This is a genomic window from Salmonella sp. SAL00653, from assembly GCF_046552515.1.
GTDB classification, from domain to species: Bacteria; Pseudomonadota; Gammaproteobacteria; order Enterobacterales; family Enterobacteriaceae; genus Salmonella; species Salmonella enterica.
This window is the reverse complement of record NZ_JBGDTY010000051.1, coordinates 1-592: the sequence shown is the minus strand read 5'-3', so window position 1 is coordinate 592 and position 592 is coordinate 1. Positions and strand designations below refer to the sequence as shown.

Genomic DNA, 592 nt, shown 5'->3' with positions numbered 1-592 from the left:
GGCAAAGAACAAACCAGAAAAGCTCGCGAAGCCGCGCAACGTAAGGCGCAATCCCTTCAGCGCGCCGCTGAGAAAAAAGAACGCGCCACCTGGCGCCAGCGGAAAGCCCCGGTTAAGCCGCTGAAGCACTGGATTGACTTGACGCAGCGCGCCGTAAATGACATTTGCCGCGAAACCGAACTGGCAGAAGGACTCGGTTGCATCTCCTGTGGAACGAAGACGGCGTTCGCATGGCATGCAGGCCATTACAGGGCTACGGCCGCCGCGGGGCATCTGCGCTTCACTCGCTTCAACATCCATCTTCAGTGTGATGTCTGCAACGTCTACAAATCAGGGAACATCGAAGCATATCGTACCGCGCTGGTTGAGCGTTACGGTGAGGCGGCGGTGCTGGCACTCGAGAACAATAACACCCCGCACCGCTGGACGGTCGAGGAGCTGAAGGAAGTCAGGCTCGCGGCTCTGGCGGATCTGCGTGCGCTAAAAAAGCTGGAGGCCGCATGAAACCAGAACTGATCGAGATACTCCGCATGCGCTGGCAGCGCCTCCGTATTTACCGCCGTCCGGGGTCGGTGTTGGTTGACTACCGCAT

At 59.0% G+C, this 592-nt stretch carries 2 protein-coding genes; both read left to right on the top strand.

The window, feature by feature from the left end; translation table 11 throughout:
- The coding region (locus ACLJRU_RS23385) for a recombination protein NinG (protein WP_193582407.1) at nucleotides 1–504 on the top strand (504 nt) is incomplete at its 5' end.
- The coding region (locus ACLJRU_RS23380) for a YlcG family protein (protein WP_001550287.1) at nucleotides 501–592 on the top strand (92 nt) is incomplete at its 3' end. The genes ACLJRU_RS23385 and ACLJRU_RS23380, both read left to right, overlap by 4 nt.